General features: G+C 46.5%; 23 protein-coding genes. 15 read left to right on the top strand and 8 right to left on the bottom strand.

The genetic code is table 11. From position 1 onward, the window contains the following. The first annotated feature begins 322 nt into the window (after positions 1-322). The gene (locus QMA39_RS00700; RefSeq protein ID WP_281657708.1) at positions 323-1369 is read left to right on the top strand and encodes a DUF2332 domain-containing protein; all 1047 of its coding nucleotides are present in this window, start codon (positions 323-325) and stop codon (positions 1367-1369) included. Next, on the top strand, positions 1366-1896 hold the full coding sequence (locus QMA39_RS00705) for a GNAT family N-acetyltransferase (protein WP_206931958.1): 531 nt from the start codon (positions 1366-1368) through the stop codon (positions 1894-1896). Before QMA39_RS00700 ends, QMA39_RS00705 begins: the two co-directional genes overlap by 4 nt. Before the next feature lie 40 nt (positions 1897-1936). On the opposite strand, the gene QMA39_RS00710 is transcribed toward QMA39_RS00705, so the two are convergent. After that, complete coding sequence (locus QMA39_RS00710) at positions 1937-2119, bottom strand: hypothetical protein (protein ID WP_027953708.1); 183 nt, start codon at positions 2117-2119, stop codon at positions 1937-1939. 191 nt (positions 2120-2310) lie between these two features. Here QMA39_RS00710 and QMA39_RS00715 point away from each other — a divergent pair, with 191 nt between their 5' ends. The 10 genes from QMA39_RS00715 to QMA39_RS00765 all read left to right on the top strand — a co-directional run bounded on the left by QMA39_RS00715 (position 2311) and on the right by QMA39_RS00765 (position 9859). Continuing rightward, positions 2311-2544 (top strand): hypothetical protein, encoded by a 234-nt coding sequence (locus tag QMA39_RS00715; RefSeq protein WP_027953709.1) that lies wholly within the window; start codon positions 2311-2313, stop codon positions 2542-2544. A gap of 499 nt (positions 2545-3043) precedes the next feature. Beyond that, positions 3044-4576: a glycosyltransferase family 2 protein gene (locus tag QMA39_RS00720; protein ID WP_281657709.1), complete on the top strand. Its 1533-nt coding sequence runs from the start codon at positions 3044-3046 to the stop codon at positions 4574-4576. Between the two features lie 27 nt (positions 4577-4603). Further along, the gene (galU, locus tag QMA39_RS00725; RefSeq protein WP_281657710.1) at positions 4604-5503 is read left to right on the top strand and encodes a UTP--glucose-1-phosphate uridylyltransferase GalU; all 900 of its coding nucleotides are present in this window, start codon (positions 4604-4606) and stop codon (positions 5501-5503) included. 154 nt (positions 5504-5657) lie between these two features. Then, entirely contained in the window at positions 5658-5819 is a 162-nt protein-coding gene (locus tag QMA39_RS00730) for a hypothetical protein (RefSeq protein WP_281657711.1), read from the top strand. 96 nt (positions 5820-5915) lie between these two features. Beyond that, the gene (locus QMA39_RS00735) at positions 5916-6101 is read left to right on the top strand and encodes a hypothetical protein (protein WP_281657712.1); all 186 of its coding nucleotides are present in this window, start codon (positions 5916-5918) and stop codon (positions 6099-6101) included. A gap of 3 nt (positions 6102-6104) precedes the next feature. Beyond that, positions 6105-6290, top strand: coding sequence for a hypothetical protein (locus QMA39_RS00740; protein ID WP_281657713.1), 186 nt, complete (start codon positions 6105-6107; stop codon positions 6288-6290). A gap of 5 nt (positions 6291-6295) precedes the next feature. Continuing rightward, positions 6296-6646 (top strand): DUF4181 domain-containing protein, encoded by a 351-nt coding sequence (locus tag QMA39_RS00745; RefSeq protein ID WP_281657714.1) that lies wholly within the window; start codon positions 6296-6298, stop codon positions 6644-6646. 22 nt (positions 6647-6668) lie between these two features. After that, positions 6669-7937, top strand: a complete 1269-nt coding sequence (locus tag QMA39_RS00750; protein WP_281657715.1) for an amidohydrolase family protein — start codon at positions 6669-6671, stop codon at positions 7935-7937. Further along, complete coding sequence (locus tag QMA39_RS19690) at positions 7937-9457, top strand: HAD-IA family hydrolase (protein WP_348646583.1); 1521 nt, start codon at positions 7937-7939, stop codon at positions 9455-9457. Before QMA39_RS00750 ends, QMA39_RS19690 begins: the two co-directional genes overlap by 1 nt. 21 nt (positions 9458-9478) lie before the next feature. Next, entirely contained in the window at positions 9479-9859 is a 381-nt protein-coding gene (locus tag QMA39_RS00765; protein WP_051254567.1) for a hypothetical protein, read from the top strand. 62 nt (positions 9860-9921) lie between these two features. Here the strand turns inward: QMA39_RS00765 and QMA39_RS00770 are convergent, their stop codons facing one another. Beyond that, positions 9922-10791: an SDR family oxidoreductase gene (locus QMA39_RS00770; protein WP_281657716.1), complete on the bottom strand. Its 870-nt coding sequence runs from the start codon at positions 10789-10791 to the stop codon at positions 9922-9924. Positions 10792-10879: 88 nt separating this feature from the next. On the opposite strand from QMA39_RS00770, the gene QMA39_RS00775 reads away from it, so the two are divergent. Continuing rightward, positions 10880-11842, top strand: coding sequence for a YafY family protein (locus tag QMA39_RS00775; RefSeq protein ID WP_281657717.1), 963 nt, complete (start codon positions 10880-10882; stop codon positions 11840-11842). Positions 11843-11923: 81 nt separating this feature from the next. After that, positions 11924-13021, top strand: coding sequence for a D-alanine--D-alanine ligase (gene ddlA, locus QMA39_RS00780; protein ID WP_281657718.1), 1098 nt, complete (start codon positions 11924-11926; stop codon positions 13019-13021). Here the strand turns inward: ddlA and QMA39_RS00785 are convergent. From QMA39_RS00785 to QMA39_RS00795, 3 genes are all read right to left on the bottom strand, one after another. Further along, positions 13018-13314, bottom strand: a complete 297-nt coding sequence (locus tag QMA39_RS00785) for a hypothetical protein (protein ID WP_206931987.1) — start codon at positions 13312-13314, stop codon at positions 13018-13020. The genes ddlA and QMA39_RS00785 overlap by 4 nt on opposite strands. A 216-nt stretch (positions 13315-13530) precedes the next feature. Next, entirely contained in the window at positions 13531-13704 is a 174-nt protein-coding gene (locus QMA39_RS00790) for a hypothetical protein (protein WP_281657719.1), read from the bottom strand. A gap of 182 nt (positions 13705-13886) precedes the next feature. After that, positions 13887-14075, bottom strand: coding sequence for a YjzC family protein (locus tag QMA39_RS00795; protein WP_281657720.1), 189 nt, complete (start codon positions 14073-14075; stop codon positions 13887-13889). 666 nt (positions 14076-14741) lie between these two features. Between QMA39_RS00795 and nfsB the strand changes: the two genes are divergently transcribed. Continuing rightward, complete coding sequence (gene nfsB / locus QMA39_RS00800; protein WP_281657721.1) at positions 14742-15395, top strand: oxygen-insensitive NAD(P)H nitroreductase; 654 nt, start codon at positions 14742-14744, stop codon at positions 15393-15395. A gap of 434 nt (positions 15396-15829) precedes the next feature. On the opposite strand, the gene QMA39_RS00805 is transcribed toward nfsB, so the two are convergent. The 3 genes from QMA39_RS00805 to QMA39_RS00815 all read right to left on the bottom strand — a co-directional run bounded on the left by QMA39_RS00805 (position 15830) and on the right by QMA39_RS00815 (position 17269). Continuing rightward, a complete protein-coding gene (locus tag QMA39_RS00805; protein WP_027953723.1) occupies positions 15830-16027 on the bottom strand; it encodes a cold-shock protein in 198 nt (65 codons plus the stop codon). A 216-nt stretch (positions 16028-16243) separates the two neighbouring features. Continuing rightward, a complete protein-coding gene (locus QMA39_RS00810; RefSeq protein WP_281657722.1) occupies positions 16244-16792 on the bottom strand; it encodes an NAD(P)H-dependent oxidoreductase in 549 nt (182 codons plus the stop codon). A gap of 159 nt (positions 16793-16951) precedes the next feature. Continuing rightward, complete coding sequence (locus tag QMA39_RS00815) at positions 16952-17269, bottom strand: metalloregulator ArsR/SmtB family transcription factor (RefSeq protein WP_281657723.1); 318 nt, start codon at positions 17267-17269, stop codon at positions 16952-16954. Positions 17270-17297 lie beyond the last annotated feature (28 nt).

A 17297-nucleotide genomic window follows, 5' to 3' on the forward strand; every position in this document is an offset into this window, starting at 1 on the left:
CTGGTACCAGGGAGCGGAAGGGGTCAGGAAACGAAAAAAAGCTTCCTGCCGTTTCCGACAAGAAGCCTCCCAAACGTCACCAGAAAGAAGGGGCGTCTGCCGGCTTCTCTGGTGGTCGTTTCCTATACGCGCTGTCCTTGTCAGCCTCACGGGACTGAATTAAAGGTACCAGTATGATATTGCGTTCATTATGCCTTTATCCTTCTGCTTTGTCAACATCATTTTCTTAACTTTTCAACTTCAAGCGCTTTCATTAAAAAGGCAGGTGTCACCTTATGCTAAGATAGTATAAAAGAGTGATAAGGAAGAAAGGAGAAAATCTATGTCATCCATGTCTGAACGTTTCTATAAATTTGCTGATCAGGAGTGTGGCGGGTCAAGCCCTCTTTACCAGCATCTGGCTCAACAGATCGCTGAAGACAAAGAGATCCTTCAGCTTGCCGAAAAGGCTGCGGAAGGACAGCCTGTGCCCAACCTGCTGTTCGGAGCTGTGCATTACCTTTTAATGGTAGAAACCGAGCATTCACTGCACTCGTTTTATCCGACCTTTACGAGTATTCCCAAGCCGGAGGAGCAGGCTTATTCAGCCTTCAAGGACTTTGTCGCTACGTATAAAGATGAGATCCAAACGCTTATGCAGGAAAAACGTGTGCAGACGAATGAAGTACGTCGGTGTGCCTACCTATACCCTGTCTTCTGCCACATCGCAGCCCGTACGAACCGTCCGCTCGGCCTGATTGAAATCGGCACGAGTGCGGGACTGCAGCTGCTTGTAGACCGTTATTCTTACAGCTATGGCAGGGATACAATCTATGGTTCCGCCCGGTCCCAGCTGCATCTTTCGTCACAGATCCGTCATGGAACGCTCCCGTCTTTCCTACAGCGGCCTCCGTCCATATCAACAAAAATTGGTGTGGATCTCCACATTTGTGATGTGACGAACGAGGAGACGATGATGTGGTTGAAGGCGCTTATCTGGCCGGAACACAAAGAAAGACGTGAAAATCTGGAACAAGCGGTGCAGGAGCTCCGGCTGAATCCGCCGGACTTTTTTGAAGGAGATGGCGTGGATGTCCTTCCGAAGCTTGCCAGGCGTGTTCCAGTAGAGGAGACGCTGTGCATTTTTCATACCCACGTCGCCAATCAGATGCCGGATGATGGAAAACACCTTCTTCATAAACGCCTTATGGATATCAGCAGTACCCGCCCTGTGTTTCATATCTATAACAATATGAGGGATGAAAATCTTCATATGGATGTTTATGAGAACGGGAGAATTGAAACCCATACCATTGGAGCGACAGACGGCCACGGCCGCTGGTTCGACTGGTTTCTTGAAGAACCCGTTCCAGAAAGGACAAAACAATGACGACGACTTTTGATAGGTTAACGGTTCCTACGGAGGAGCACGTCGCGGCCTTCAACCGCTGGAACAATGATGAGGAGCTCATCCCACTGATTCGTCCCAATAAAAACGCCGAAGAGCTGTCCGGCAGAAGCTCTATGACACTGGCAGATTTGGAAAAACGACTGAGCGACCATACGATTTTTCTGATCTATGAGGATGGAAAGCTTGTCGGCGAGATGAATTACATGATTGATCCACCGCACCTTTTCAAAAAAGAACCCCGGTCTGCATGGATCGGCATTACCATTGGTGAACCTGAGGGGCGCGGGAAGGGGATTGGTGCCCTCGCCATGACTTACATCGAGGGGAAAATCAAGGAAGCCGGGTTGAAAAGGATTGAACTCGGTGTATTTGAATACAACACAAGAGCCCGGCGTCTGTATGAAAAAATGGGCTACAGCGAAGTGGCGCAGCAAGCGGAGTTCACGTACTGGCAGGGACGGATGTGGGCAGACGTGCGGATGGAGAAGCAGATCATTCATATATAGGAGAGGTTGAGAAAGGAGCGGCCTGTCGGCAGCTCCTTTTCTATATCTCACTCTTCTGTTTCTTTGAAAAAAACGTGTACACAACATAAGCGATAACAGCCACGACCCCGATGTTTTTGAACGTCGTATATCCAATGTCACCTTGAACGATCTCAAACACAATAAATCCAAGTATAACCAAGCCTCCGAGCGCTATAAGGATAGCTTTCGTTTTCTTTTTCATAGCATCCTCCCTTTCCTTTTATTCTCCCCTACCCTTTCTGATGAGTAGTAAACAGAAATTGGAAAACAGGGAATATCCGTTCTTATGGAACCCTTCCCTGTCAATTTGTGATTTTTCTGAAAAAAGGGATTGCCAGGATGTGAAGAATTTGGCATAATTATTCTCGTCATTACTATTCAGGGGGTGGAAGGATGGAACAGGTAGTAGCCATTTGGAAAGATGAGAAAAATGGGCTCGGCATTATTGAGGTGAAAGATCAAGTGTTTGGTTCATCATTTCACCCGGTCTGTTATCAGAAAGAAAGCGAAGGAAACTACTCCATTATCAATGGGTTGTGGTATACGACCTATCACGGTGCACGCCAGTATTTCCGTGCGAAAACAAACCCTTATAGTGGATACGGGCGTATGCGCAAAATCCAGTAGCTCATCCTTTAGGGAGGCAAAGCTGTGAAGGGTAACACAAGGAAACTTCTGCCCAGCAGGTGGACGAATTCAGGTGCCTCTAAAATTTTACATATCACAAAAGTCTCTTTGAAGAAGTTTTCTTACCTGAATCAGGATATCCATAATCAACGATACAGGCCTCGGCTTTTTTTGCAGATTCATGGAATGATACGTGGCAGCACCCTCATGTATTTGATTTTGAACGAACCCCGGAGACTTCTCCGGGGTTTTTGTTATGAATATAAAGACCTAAGACATTTGTTTTAAATCTATGAAAATAGTTAAAAATGGTAGAAAAAACGATGTATCCATTGATTTTTTGTTCGTTATAAAGGAAAACGCGGCAAAATAAGACTTTTCTATTTGAAAAAAGCATTTTATAATGAACACAATCATTCGTTAAAACGAACAAAAAGAACGAGTTGTTCTGCTGAGCCTGTCATACAGGACTGCGGAACGAACCAATGGAGGTAATCGAATGGAAAATGTGGTACCCATCCCGTCTGTTCAGGATGACCGGCCGACGCTGAATATCCATGGCGTCAAACATACGTACATGAAACCGAGAATTACAGCATTCATTCCCGCCCACAATGAAGAAAAGTCCATCCGGGACTGCCTTGCCGGCCTCGGTGATCAGACGCTCCCAAAAGACGTGGAGCTTGATGTTATTGTCATCGCCGACAACTGCACAGACCGGACAGAAGAAGTTGCTCTCGCTGCAGGAGAAGAATTCAATCTTAATTTGAAAGTGTTGACGACCATCAATAACAAGCAGCGCAAAGTAGGCGCGTTAAACTCTGCCTGGAAGAGCATCTACGGTGATCCTCTGGACCTCTACGATAAGAAACCGAGTGTTTATGAGGAATTTTACAAAACCTCGGTCAAGGCGATCCTCGGGATGGATGCCGACAGCCGCCTCGCCCCGGATGCTCTGACGCAGCTCTGGGAAGGCCTGATGAGCGCCAGAAACATCGGCGGGGTGATGGCGAAGTATACGATGCGCATGCCGAAAAAGAAAAGCCTGATTTCTAAAGATGATGTTCATTATGAAGAAATGATTGCAAGCGGTCAATATGGCGGTCCGATGACGCGCTGGTGGACCCATCAGCAGAAGCAGGACATGGCAAGCTGGCTGCTTGATCTTCAGTACCGGGGGGGAAGCACCTATGTTCTCGGTGGGCAGGCAACGTTGTTCCGCCCGGAAGCTCTCCGGGACATTATTGAGGAAAACAAACTCGATGGTCCGTGGCAGGATGAAAGTGATGTAGAGGATATGCTGTTAACCTGGCAGATCCAGAAAAAGTGGAAAACACTCATCAGCCCCAAAGCCCGCTGTTTTGTAGATTCGATGCGTTCCTACCACACCTTCCGTCAGCAGCGGAACAAATGGCAGGGAGGGACGGTGGAACTTCTGACCAACAGCGACATCGGCGTGAAATCGAAACACCGTTCGAAAATCTGGCGTTCCCAAATTAAAACATTCATCGATTTGATGATCCGCCTGTTGTTCATCAGCCTTCTGACCGTATCGGTGGCAACCGATCAATTCTTCTGGTCGTGGATCTGGCTGACACCGATCATCCTTGCTTCTGTCCTGAATACGATTCTTGCCTTGAAAACACCGATGCACCGACCCATTGACGTCATTCTCGCCGGGTTATTGATCAGTCCTGAGATGTATATGTGGGTAAATTTTGTGACCTTTTCCCACGTCTGGCTCGGCAAGCTTTCCGCCCATAAAAAAGATGGATGGGCCATCCAATACAGTGCTGAGCGTGGAACAACGAGGAGTAAACTGGCGGAAGGTCTGGTCGGAATCGCAGCCGCTGTTGGAGTACTCGTCTATCTGGCCTTCCATTACCGTGACTTCCTGACAAGCACCCCTGTTCAGGAAGCGGTGTACCCTTATCTCGACACAGGCTGGGTGATGTTAACCGTACTTACCATCTATACCTCATTGTTAATGGCGTACCAAATCTGGACGCTTCGTGGAAGACACACAGCATAATCACTTGAATTAAAGGAGGACGTTAGGATGAAAGTAAAAAAAGCGATTATTCCAGCAGCGGGTTTTGGGACGAGGTTTCTTCCAGCAACGAAAGCGCAGCCGAAGGAAATGTTGCCCATTGTTGACAAACCGACCATCCAGTACATTGTAGAAGAAGCCATCCAAGCGGGTATCGAAGAAATCATCATTGTGACAGGAAAAGGGAAGCGGTCGATCGAGGATCATTTTGACACGGCTTTCGAATTGGAAAAAACGCTGCTGGATAAAGGCAAGCAGAAACTGCTGGACCAAGTCCGTTACACGACCAATCTCGCTGATATCCATTACATTCGGCAGAAAGAGCAGAAGGGACTCGGTCATGCAGTCTGGTGTGCCCGCCACTTCATCGGTGACGAGCCGTTCGCTGTGCTTCTCGGTGACGATATTATGAGGAGTTCGAGACCGGGCATCCGCCAGCTGATGGATATTTATGAAGAAACACAGTTCCCGGTCATCGGTGTGAAAGCTGTACCGATGGAAGAGACCCATAAATACGGGGTCATCCAGCCGGCTGCCCAGCAGGGACGGTGGTACGATGTGGAAGGCTTTGTTGAAAAACCAAAACCGGGAACGGCCCCGTCCAATATGGCGATCATCGGCCGCTACGTCCTGACCCCTGAAATATTCGCCTTCCTGGACCGGCACGAAATCGGAGCTGGTGGGGAAATCCAACTGACGGACGCGATTGACCGTCTGAACGACATCCATTCTGTCCATGCCTGGGAGATGGAGGGGCGTCGCTATGATGTAGGGGAGAAACTTGGGTTTGTCCAGACCACGATTGATCTTGCTCTTGAACGTGAGGAGCTTCAGGAAGACCTGTATCAGTATATGAAGAAAGTGGTCGAAAACTATGAAATCATGCGGATGAAAACACAGATTTCGTAAATAAGAACCGTTTCTGTCTGTTCACAGACAGAGACGGTTTTTTAGATTGCCGCTTAACAAGCGTATGAAAATGAGGCCCCGGGCCATGGCTGATCCATGTTACGATGGAAACAGGCTGGAAAATGTAGATGCTTCTTATAAGGAGATAGGGAACATGGACAACTCCTACGCGGTCGGGTGGGGAACGCTCGCCTTGATCAACGCCGGCCTCGCTCAGGGGAGAAATCGGACAGGATTGTATTGGTTTTTGTTATCGCTCCTGCTTGGTCCGCTGGCGATATTGATTCTTTTATTCGTAGAAAAAAGGGGAGGGTGATCTTAAAAAAGTACGCTGGCTCCCGTTCGAAATGGACGACATACATAAAAAGATAGATAACCTGATGATGAAAAGAAAGAAGGAGGGACATCAATTGTGATTGTCGGTCGGATTGTATTTGTTTTAGGATTGTTTTTTGTGTTTTTTAGTGCGGTCGCTGCGGTTGTGATGCTTTTTACGGGCAGGGGAGGATCTGTCCTTCCGTGGTTTGGTCTGTTGAATGGCTTCATGGCCATGGGCGTCGGCGACCTTGTTATCAAAGCGAATCAGACGGTGGATTAGGTGATGATGATGGGTGGATTTTTCGTTCTTGTAGGTGTAGGTTTGTTTTTATATGTCGTCTTTACCGTGAGTTACATGGATAAAAAGATGAGAAAGCAGGAAAGGGATATAGAGGAAGTGAAATCTCTTTTAAAAGTAGTGATTAAAGAGCAGGAGCGGCGCAGGGAAGGAACATACTGGAGGGAGTGAATGCTGTGAATCTATGGATACTCATCGGGGGCGGGATTGTGCTCCTCTTTACCCTGGATTTTTTGTTGAAAAAGCTGTTGGGGATAAAGAAGACCCGGTACGTGCAAGAAACATCAGGAAAAAAAGCTTACCAATGGGTGAGAGGTGTGGCCGCCGTTGTCTTTGTAAGTCTTCTCTCGCCTGTCCTTTCTCTGGAGTCTACCTTTTATCTAAGGGTATTCTGGGTCAGCTTTCTTGTCATCATGACAGGCATTGAGGTTTGGTTTGAATACCGATACATCAAAATATCCAGGCAGTTTATCAAAACACTCGCCCTCGGGTCGGTGTTGATCACTTTTGCCCTATTCATCCATTAAATTAGGAAAGGCGGGAAAGAGGATGAAGCTTGAAAATGCCGTTTTTTTGAATGCGGAAGGATGTTTGGAAAGAGGCGGGTTTCGCATAGTGAACGGGAAAATCACCTTTCAACCTGACGCTCAGGAGGAAGAAGTGATGGATTGTGAGGAGTACATCATTGTGCCTGGATTAGTGAATGCCCACTTTCACAGCTATTCCCCTTTAGCAGCCGGGTTGATGAAAGAGATGGCTATTCAGGACTGGGCTGGTGATTCTGACCAGGGCCGCATCCAGCAGCTGTTTTTTGATTATCTCGATCATTATATGTCCCAAGAGCTTTTCTATAAGGTGGCGCAGAAGAGTTACATCGAAATGGTGAAAAGCGGGATAACCTTCGTGAGCGACTCGGATCCCGGCCCATCTCCGTGGCAGCTGAGTGAAGCGGTGAACGAACTGGGAATCCGGGGAATCGTAGATACATATGAAGAAATCGGGGAGTATCATAACAAAATCAACGGACGAGTGATGTTCGGAACGCACTTGCTGGAAGAGGAAGACGTGACCGAAGAGGAACTGCTAAAGCTGCAAAATGAGAAAGAAGCGTACAAGGCGGTCCGGATGACCCACTGCATGGAAAACAAGTGGCGCCACGACCTTGTTTACGAGGCGTTCGGCCGGTCCAGCGTCGAGCTCTATCAGGAGCGCGGCCTGTTGGATGAGGAGACTGTCCTTTTTCACGGTGTCTATCTGTCTGAAAAAGATATCGAAAGGATTGCAGATCATGAAAGCTCCGTTGTGCACTGTCCGTTATCCAACCTCGACACCGGAGCAGGGGTGGCGGATGTTCCTCTTATGATTGAAAAAGGGGTGAACGTCTCTCTCGGCACCGATTTCGTCCACACGAATATGTGGGACCTTATGAAGATGGTGTATTACGGATTGAAAATCCACCAGCCGGTCGACCGCTTTTCCGCCGTAGACGTGTGGAAGATGGCAACAGAGAACGGCGCGGCCGCGTATGGAATGCGGGACAAGCTGGGCCGGATCGCAGAAGGCTTTGAGGCGGATCTTGTGTTCATCAGAAAAAATGAATATACAGGCACTTTCTTTGAGAACGAACGATTTTCCGATGCTCTCCACAACCTGTTATTCCAAACGAGGGACGAGGATGTGGCGCACGTCATGGTCAAGGGGGACTGGGTGATGAAAGATAGAAGGATGACGAACATCGATGAAAAGGAAATCAATGAGGCATTTGTAGAAATACGTCAGGAATTCAGGGAATATGTGGCCCAGCGGGAGCTATCCTGATGCAGGCGGTCCTGTTTGATCTGGATGGCACGCTGCTTGACCGGGACGCTTCTGTACGGATGTTTATTACCAGGCAGTATGAGAGATGGCAGGAGGCGCTCAGCATCATTCCTAAAGAAACATACGTGCAGCGGTTTATCGAACTGGATGACCACGGATACGTTTGGAAAGATGTTGTCTATCAGCAGCTGATTGAGGAGTTTGATATCAAAGGTGCAGCGTGGGGAGAATTGCTGGACGACTATTTGAAACATTTTCAAGATTCTTGTGTACCCTTTCCTTTTCTCATTGAAATGGCAGAGGGTCTGCAAAGCAATGGGTGGAAGCTCGGAATCATAACAAATGGACACGACCCCTTCCAAATGGACAACATGGAGGCGCTCGGCATCCATTCTTATATGCAGGAAATTCTTATCTCCGAATCTGAAGGCGTAAAAAAGCCGGATTCAGCCATTTTTAAAAGATCGGCCCGGCGTCTGGGAGTGCCGGTGGAAGCCTGCGTATTTGTTGGCGACCATCCGGAAAAAGATGTCCAGGCAGCAGCAAAAGCAGGTATGAAAACCGTTTGGAAGAAGAACCCGCTTTGGAAAACAGCAGAAGCCGATGCTGTGATCACCGGATTAGAGGAAATTCCTGTAGTGCTGCGTAACTTACTGAAAAAAGAGAAAGCGGATATCATTCAAGGGCACTGTCCCGGTCTGTCTGTGCATGCTATGGAAGGATATGAGCTTGGTCAGAACAATGACGTCTACCTCATCAATGTGAAGTATGTGTTCCGCTTTCCGAAATACAAGGAAGGGGTTCAGAAGCTCATTCAGGAAACGCGTGTCCTTGATCATATTCAAGGGAAACTCCCTCTTTCTATTCCTGAACCTGTATACAGGTTTTTGGATGATCAGGAGCCGGAGAATGCTTTTGCGGGCGTCCGGTGGATCGAAGGAGAGCCATTGTGGCCTGAGGATATGGAAAGACTCGAGGAGTCCTTGCAGAAACACATCGCAGGACAGTTGTCCTCGTTCCTCTGTAGACTTCACAACATACCGACCGAACGTAGGACAGTAGAGAAGACGACAGCGGAACAGATAAAAGCTGACCTTGAAACGTTATATGCAGACATCCAGCATCGATTGTTTCCTTTCATGTGCGGCCCTTCCACGATAGAGGTGAAAGATACTTTCGAAACCTTTTTTGAGCAGGAACGGTTTACGTTTTCCACAACGCTCATTCACGGAGATTTTGGTCCGTCCAACCTGCTCTGGGATAAAAAGAGCAGGCAGGTCACAGGTGTGATAGACTTCGGAGAAACAGGCATCGGCGATCCTGCCTATGATTTTGCAGGTCTTCTGTCCGGTTACGGCGAAGCTTTTGTTAAAGAGGCATTGTCTCTGTATCCAGGCGGGGCGCAGATGTTTGAACGTGCCCATTTCTATAAACAGACGTTTGCTTTGCAGGAGGCGCTCTACGGTCTGAACTATGGGGACAGGGCGGCTTTTGAAAGCGGAATGAGCAGGTATCAGTGATGGAAAAAGGAGGGGAATGCATTGGTCAACTATCATAACCGTACGTTTGTATCCGTCGAAAACAGCCCAGGTGGGGAAGTTTCGTCCAAAACACAGTTTACGTATTACCAGGAGGGCCGCATCCTTTATGCGGATTATGCAGGTGGAGATATTATCAAAGGGCGGCTGATTGGAATTGTCCATGAGGATGATACGCTCGAATTCAGATACAACCATATCAACACCGATCATGAAATCAGAGGAGGTAAGTGCCGGTCTGTGCCGCACATCAACGAAGATGGACAGCTGGAGCTGCATGAACAATGGCAGTGGATGGACGAGGAACAGACAACGGGTTCGTCCATCATTAAAGAGGTCGAGTCACGGGAGCTGCACCGTACATTTAAAGAGAAGAACCTGTAAATGCACGATCGAGGGGAAGAAAGAAGGCACGATCACGGACAGCCCGGGATCGTGCCTTCTTTTTATTCCTTTACATACTTTTCAAAATGCCGGCCCCAGTGCGGCTGAGTTCCGTCCGCATCCTTAAATCCATAAACGTCGGAAAGTCCCCACGTACTCAGTGCCTGTCCGTTAAACCGGGCGGCATCCGGATCGAGTACGAGGTTTTTCAACGCCTCTCCAATGTAAGCCGGCGATTCAGAGGCGATGAAGTGAGGATCGACCTCGGCGCCCTCCCTCCAGTTTTCCTCTGTCACACCAAAGTGTTCCAGCATCGCTTCGGAACGGAGGAACCCCGGTGTCAACGAAACAGTGGTAATGCCAAAGGCTTTCAAATCCTCCGCCATCGCTGCGGCCATGTGGATGTTCGAGACTTTGGCAAGGCTGTAATAAAAACTGCCGCGGTAATTGTAGTCGGTGCCATCCGTTATTTCTACAATCAAACCGGAGCGGTTCTTTTTCATAAGCGGTACAGCATGATGAGCCGTAATGATGTGAGCCTGCACAGCCTGATTCAGGAGCTGCAGCCCTTTATTCATATCATGTTCCGCGATATCTTTTCCCCATTCAGTCAGCGGGTCTCCGCCCCAGATATCATTGACGAGGATGTCGAGTTTTCCGTCTTGTTCCTCTTCAATCTTTTGAAAAAGTTTTTGAACATCTTCTTCTTTCGTGTGGTCGACTTTGACGGGGATGCCTGTCCCGCCGGCTTTTGTAACAAGTTCCGCACTTTCTTCAATCGTTTCCTTCCGCCCCATCGGGGATTGTGCTTCTCTTGTTGTCCGTCCGGTGACGTAAACGACAGCTCCGGCTTCTCCGAGTTTGACAGCCATTGCTCTGCCTGCTCCCCGGGTTGCTCCTGCTACTACAGCGATTTTATTGTTCATGGTCATATAATCTTCCTTTCCTTTGCGTTACCTGTATCCTACCTTTAATCTATGACAAAGAGTGTCATACTTAAAAAAGAGGAGGGAATTTTTTATGAAAGCAGAACGTTTGATAAAAATCCTTCTGCTTCTCCAGCATGGACAGACGATGACAACGCGCCGGATGGCTGAGGAGCTGGAAGTATCAGAACGGACCATCCACCGTGATATGGAATCCCTGAGTGCTGCCGGACTTCCGGTGTATGCAGAGAAAGGAAGAGCAGGGGGATGGAGACTCGTCGATCATTGGAAACAGAAGCTCAGCTGGTTGAAGGAACAGGAGATGCTGGCTTTATTTCTTCCACCAGCAGATAAAATCATACAGGATCTCCACATGGATGATAGCGGGGACGACCGAATGCAGAAGCTGCTTTTATCACTGCCTGAACATTCCAGAGAGGCGGCGCGGAATGTATGGTCCCGTATATATGTAGATATGGGCACATGGAAAAAACGGGGGGAGGAAACAGGTCCTTCTCTGGATATTTTGAAAAAAGCGGTCATGGAGGAGAAAAAGGTTCAATTGATTTACGAAAAAGCTGATGGGACGGTGACAGAGGGAACCATCTGCCCGCTCGGTTTGATTGCCAAGTCGAACCAATGGTACGTGGCTGCGCTGAATGATCAGGGAGAGTACCGGAACTATAAACACGCGCGGGTCCAAGCGGTAACAGAAACAGACGAAACGTTTGAAAGACCTGCTGACTTTCATCTGGCTTCCTATTGGGAAGCGTCTAAAAAACAGTTCACACGCAATCTTCCAAAGTATCCTGTTACACTCCGCGTTTCACCGGAGGCCTACCGCCGCCTCTTTTTTACTCCGCGTTTTGTCACGCCGGATGGAGAAGGCCGTAAAGGGGCTGATGGCTGGGTGGAGCAGCCATTGTTGTTCAACACAGAAGAAGAAGCGGCCGGTTTTGTCACAGGATTCGGCGGACAAGTGAAGGTGTTGAAGCCTGAAGCACTCATTGGAAAAATTAAAGCGAGAGCACAGGGCATTCTGGACCTTTATAAATGAATCTCAGAAAGGCATGAACCCTCCTGTTTTTTTGATATGATATAGAAGAAGGAAATGTCAGGAAAAGGGAGGACGAAAATCATGGGGAAAATAAAAGTAGGACTGTTGTTCGGCGGGAAATCCTCGGAGCATGAAGTGTCGCTTCAGTCTGCGAAAAACATCATGGAAGCGGTGGACCATGAACGGTATGAAGTGACGTTGATCGGTATTGATAAGCAGGGGGGCTGGCATTTAAGCAGCCCGGATAATTACTTAATTAATGAAGACCATCCGGACAAGATTGAGCTCCATATATCCAACAATAATGTTGCAGTGGTCCCGGGCCGGGAAAAGGATCAAATGATTTCCCTCACAGGATCAGAAGCATTGGAGCAGCTCGATGTCATTTTTCCGATCCTCCACGGCCCCTTAGGAGAGGATGGGAGTGTGCAGGGGATGATTCGGATGGCCAATCTTCCTTATGTCGGTCCCCATGTACTAAGCTCCGCGGTGTGCATGGATAAAGACATTACGAAAAAGCTGCTGCAATCAGCCGGGTTTCAAGTTGCTGACTGGTTGACGGTGAAACGTTCGGCATCAAGTGCTCCTTCCTTTGAAGAAGTAGAGAACAACCTTGGTGTTCCTTTCTTCATTAAACCGGCGAATCAAGGGTCCTCCGTCGGTGTCAGCAAAATCAGGACAGAAGCGGAGTATAAAGAAGGCCTGGACAAAGCGCTCCAGTATGACCACAAGGTAATGATTGAAGCGTTCGTGGAAGGCAGGGAAATCGAGTGTGCTGTGCTCGGAAATGATCATCCCGCCGCTTCCACCGCTGGAGAAGTGCTGCCCAACAGTGATTTTTATTCCTATGAAACGAAGTATATTGATGAAAACGGAGCGTCTCTGCAAATCCCCGCTGACTTGGATGAGAAGGTTATGGAGAACATCCGCACTCAGTCCGTACAGGCGTTTGAAGCTCTGGAATGCCAGGGCCTTGCACGGGTGGACTTCTTCCTGAAAGAGAATGGTGAGCTGATCATCAATGAGGTGAACACGCTGCCCGGTTTTACTAAAATCAGTATGTATCCAAAACTGTGGGAAGCGAGCGGTATTTCTTATCCGAAGCTGATTGAGAAGCTGCTGGATCTCGCCATCGAACGGCATCATCAGGATCAAGCATTGAAGAATACCGTTGACTAATCGGAGGAAGAACGCTTCATAAGCGAGGCTTCCCTTGTAATCAGAATCGCTGCGATAAGATGAAAGAACCAGTCCCATGGTGTGTAGAAAATCATAAGAGAAGCGGCTATCCCGACAAGGTTTCCTGCGATGGGAAGGCCGCTTTTTTTTGCGAGTAGAAGGACAAGCAAATGAACGGCTGCCATTACCGTGAACGAATAAGGAATGAAGATTAAAAACGATCCGTAAACGGGGACAATGGTCATAAACTCTATACTGCCGGTGATCCATTTTAGGACCTTGATCGTTTTCATAGTCGTGCTCCCTCCTTTCTCTTTCATTTAAAAGGGGGGAGGAAAAAGCGTCAAGGGAATGGACTGATATATTGGGGATTTCATTGATATATTTGGATTTTGATTGATATATCTCAAAAAAAATCGATATATGCCCCAAAAAATTGATATATCCACTATTTAATTGATATCCTTCCAAAAAGCCATAAAAAAGAAAGCCGTCTTTCAACCGCTCTCTCAGGCAAACCTGCTTTCCTTTACCTTCCACTGCTTATCTGAATCGATGACCCGGTTCAGTTTAGTGCAGAACGTTTCCGCTTCCAAGAGGGTCGCGAATGTTTTAGTCAGATGGCTGCTTGAATCTTTTAATGTTTCCACTTTCCCATTCCGTGTGCGTTCTATAAGGAACATCTTTGCTCAGCCTTTCTATATCAGCAGGTTTATTTACTATATTTATATAATATTGTCTCACGAATATGGATAGAAAGGAACAGCTCGATGTGTTTTGACATATTCCTTTAATATTGTAAAGGATCATGTAATAAAAGACATAAGAAAACCCTCCAGTCAAAGCTGGAGGGTTTTCTTATGGGTTACTTGGCTTTCTTCCAATAAGCAGCGTCCTTATTGGAGCGGGTTGGCGGAAATGTATCTCCACTGCTCAACTCAATATGTTTTTCATCTACCGTTACGTCCGCATCGTTCCCGCTGTTTACCAATCCGTCGAATTCGTACGTGCCGTTTTCAGGTGCTTTTTCTCCAGTCTTATAACGATCTGCCATCTCAAAAAACCCCTTTTCATTTATGTTTGTTACATAGAGAATATACCCATCTCTATTTCCTATAAACGTAAAAAACACATAGAAATGGAAGTTGTTTATTATTCGGGAAAAATGATTGGTGTAATTAAATGACAGCTGCGTATAAAGAGGGAGGAATAAAGATTCCGCTCCCGTGGTTTAGTTATATGGTGATGGTCGGTATGGTTCAGCCTCCATGTATCCTTTTCACTTACTTCCAAGGTATAAAAAAGGGTACCATGCCACAAAAATGTGCATACTTACGTGGCCTTGAATGCTGTGCTATGCTAGGTCTGCATCACCGAAACAAACCAGATTCAAGGAGGGAAGCGTGCAGGTGAAACCATCATAGGGACGATCGAAAGTTCGGAGGGAACGGACAGCAGGACGCCTGTGAAGCCTTGGTGATGGAATGGGACTCGGAAAGAGAGAAAGCAGAGGCCCTCTGCAGCCAAAGGCGGACATTGACGACAGCTCTACTTTGAACGAGCTCAATAGGCGGATGCCGTTTTACCTTTTCAGGCGGATTTATCCTGAACGATAGAGATCAGCTGTAACAAATCCCGGTCTGAATGGAATTTTCAGGTGCTTTAAACAAACCATATAGAGAGTAATCCTATCATTGATATTTAAAAGGAGACGATTGGAATGGAACCGATTCAAGCATTAAATCAAAGATACTCAACAAAGGAATTCGATCAGACGAAAAATATCTCTGCTGAAGAAATTGAAAAAATTAAAGGGATGCTCCAACTGGCCCCATCTTCTACAAACGTCCAGCCATGGCATTTCATTCTCGCAACGACAGAAGAAGGGAAGAAGCGTGTCGCCAAAGGTGCGGAAGGAATGTTCAGCTTTAATGAACCGAAAGTACTGGACGCTTCAGCTGTTGTCGTTTTCGCAACGAGAACCGAGATTACCGATGAATTCCTGCATCATATCAGTGAAAAAGAAGATCAGGACGGCCGATTTGCTGAACAGAAATTTAAAGAGATGAACCATAACGTGAGAAAAATGTTTGTGGATACCCACAAATATGACATGAAGGACCTTTATCACTGGTCTGAAAAGCAAACATACTTGAATGTGGGGAGCTTCCTGCTTGGTGTTGCTGAACTTGGTATCGATGCTGTTCCAATGGAAGGCATGGATATGAAAGCACTGGATGAGGAGTTCAATCTCCGTGAAAAAGGATTCACGTCCAGCGTAGTTGTATCGCTCGGCTACCGTACGTCTACAGACTTTAACGCGGATCTGCCAAAATCAAGACTGGATCAGGCGGAAATCATTGAGGAAGTGTAAGTATAGATAGAAATAAAAACAGGTAAGGCTGCGGCCTTACCTGTTTTTATTGATTGTTTTTCCATCATGAACTGGATTCCATAGAGGAGGGCGGGAGGATGGACGCAGATGAAATGCCTGATCGTATGGTTATACTTCTTCCATTTGTAGGCTGCTCCACTCCCAGCTTTCTGCTTTAAGGGAGGCATTGATGGTATTCAGGAGAGTCTTTCATCATCCATACCTATTTAACTTGCCGAAGGGGAATGTGAAATTCAAAGAATTGCTAGGAAGAATGGGTCGATTCAGTTGAAGAAAGTGGTCCGATGACGAGGCTGTTATAGGGTTTCTTAAGGTGCGTGCGGAGGTTCGCCTATGCTGGATATGGAGCTGCATTTAAAGAAATATACAAAAAAAGACTTCCCAAAAGGGAAGTCTTTTTCAACGAGTAACGATTACTTTTGAACGTTAGCCGCTTGTGGTCCGCGGTCGCCTTCAACGATTTCAAACGTTACTGTTTGGTTTTCTTCTAGAGTTTTGAAACCTTCGCCTTGAATAGCAGAGAAGTGTACGAATACATCGTCTTGTCCTTCTACTTCAATAAAACCGAAACCTTTGCTTTCGTTAAACCATTTCACATTACCTTGTAACATAAATTGTTACCTCCTGCGTGGATCTGATCCACATTGTATTACTATAATTGCTCTGCATATTCATTCCAGACGAAAGTCACTCAAAAGTTCCTTCTGCTTTCATTCCTAAACGAACAAGAATAATTAATTACTACTATAACAGCAGCTATGGGATAAGTCAACAACACAGAAAAAAATCCCGGCTTTTTTTAATAAATGGTTTGTTCAGGCTGAGGGTTAAACGTTAAAGACTTCTTTTAAGTGATGACGGAGTTCCGACACATATTTTTCGATATCCGGATTCTTCATAACATCATGCGCACCGAAGCTCTTCAACGGTTCAAGACCTACATATTTGTTCATATTGTGCAGGTGATCGAGAGCTCCTTCAATGTCCTGTCCCTTAAAGAATTTTTCCGAATCGTTGAATGCGTATTCCGGTGCATTCCATGTTGTGGAGAACATATATTTTCCTTCTATTAATCCACCGTGACCGTATTCGCCACCACCGCCGAAGAACACGCCGGGTTCATAAACGGCATCAATATAAGTTTTGAAAGCACCTGGAAGGCTGAACCAATTGATTGGTGTTTGGAAAATGATGGTATCTGCCCATTTGAACTTCTCCTGCTCTTCTTTCACGTCGTAGCCGTCTTGAACGACCGTTGTTTTGATATTGTAAGAACCTTCCAGGCTGTTGATGATTTCATCGAACAAAGTTTTATTTAAACGCCCTGGTGAAAAGGACCAGTATTCGTGTCCGTTAATGATGAGTATGTTTTCCATGATGATTCCTCCTAATGGTTATATAGTTCGAAAACCATCGAACTGTTATGTATAGTAGCACCTTTTGTTAGGTTTTGCAACGATTTATATCTTACGGAATAAGTGACCCACGGATGTGTTTATAACCATAAAAAAAAGAGCCGCACAGGCTCTTTGATCTCAAATATCTTCTTCTTTGACTACCGTAACAGCCTTTAATAACCCTGGGAATTTTTCGTCAACTTCATCTCTTCGTAGAGAATAGATATGCTCCTTTCCTTCAATTCTTGCTTTAATCAGTCCGGCTTCTCTCAACACTTTTATATGGTGGGAGACCGTTGATTTCGGCAGCATCAATTTCAGGGAATAGGCTGTGCAGTTATTTTCGATGCTTTCATCTAAACAACGAATGATTTTTATTCTATTCGGTTCACTTAATGCGTGAAGGACTTTGGTAAAAGGAATGGTTTCAATAGGTGGTTGATAAGGTGATTTCATACAGGTCATTTTAATGTGTTCATACTTG

This window comes from Halobacillus sp. Cin3, assembly GCF_947311855.1.
Lineage (GTDB): Bacteria > Bacillota > Bacilli > Bacillales > Halobacillaceae > Halobacillus > Halobacillus kuroshimensis.